Below are 1117 nucleotides of genomic sequence, written 5' to 3' on the forward strand. Positions count from 1 at the left end.
GAGTGACGCCCGCACTATCTCCTCCATCGTACCAGCGTGTTTTTGGTTGAATTCCCCTATATCTCGATATACCTCATTTTTCGAAACTTGTACGTCTGGTGAATTTTTATCCTGAACCGCTTGATATATCGTCTCTTCCGCTGTAGCATTCTCTTCTTTATCCTCTGTAGTAGAGCTATCGGTGCTAGCAGTATTTTCGGCGGATTTAGAAACTTCAAATAGCTTTTCTCTTAAGGCATAGGCATCACGAACAAACTCATGAATTTGCTCTGGTGGAAGTTTTCTCGCGTCTGCTATTTTTTTGTTAATATCCTTTATCTCAGCATCCAGTTCATCTTTGGTCATATTAAACAAATGACCACCAATCGGTTTACCGGCTTGGCTGGACCCTAAGGCATCATAATGCTGGCTATAAGACTCCTTGAAGTTATTGAGTAAGGTTTGATAATCAGGGTCAGAGGTATTGGTATCTGAGTCATCTTTAGTTCCACTATCGGGAGAATCGCTGTCACGCTTGGTATAGGTTAAATGATCCATTAAAGCATAGGTATCCTTGAGCATTTTTTTGGTATTGTCTGAAGGGACTTTTACCGCTTTCTCCATCGCCTGAGCGAGTTGATACACTTGTTGATTTATCTCACTCTCGGTCATGGTAAATGGATTTTTTAATTGATCGAAACCTTTTACATCCTCCAATTTCTTAAACATATCGTCGGTAGAGTCTTTGAAAGAGGCTAGTTCCGACCTTGAGATGGGTTGACCACTTTCCATTTTGTCTCTAAGACCTTGCGCCTGCTTTAAAAGCGATGCAGCGCGGTCTTGGGGAGGCAGCGCGGTCTTGGGGGTTCCCCCCATGAGCGACTGCCGTGGTTTCCCCCATGAGCGACTGCATCAAGACAAAGAAGCTGCATCATCTTTGGACAGGTTAGAAGCACCAGCAAGAGCCTCACTCAATGTCTTGATCTCAGCCTCGGTGGTCATACCGGTGATCGGATTTATTTTTCCTTGGGATTGGGAGTTGGAAGAATCAGAAGAGGCTTTTGAAGACGCTTTCGCTTTCTTAGCATCTGTTTTTTTCTTGCGGATTTTTTTGACTTTACTTGAGAGTGACATATAT

The 1117-nt window shown here is 43.3% G+C and carries 1 protein-coding gene and 1 pseudogene; one reads left to right on the forward strand and one right to left on the reverse strand.

Annotated elements, in window-relative coordinates; all coding sequences use genetic code 11:
* Positions 1-855: hypothetical protein (locus F6K38_RS42775; protein ID WP_287360977.1), on the reverse strand; the 855-nt coding region annotated here is incomplete at its 3' end.
* On the opposite strand from F6K38_RS42775, the pseudogene F6K38_RS42780 reads away from it, so the two are divergent.
* Positions 854-1117 (forward strand): annotated as a pseudogene (locus F6K38_RS42780) (hypothetical protein); the annotation flags it as partial. The gene F6K38_RS42775 and the pseudogene F6K38_RS42780 sit on opposite strands and share 2 nt — an antisense overlap.

Origin of the sequence: Moorena sp. SIO3B2, assembly GCF_010692525.1 — a bacterium.
Taxonomy (GTDB): Bacteria; Cyanobacteriota; Cyanobacteriia; order Cyanobacteriales; family Coleofasciculaceae; genus Moorena; species Moorena producens.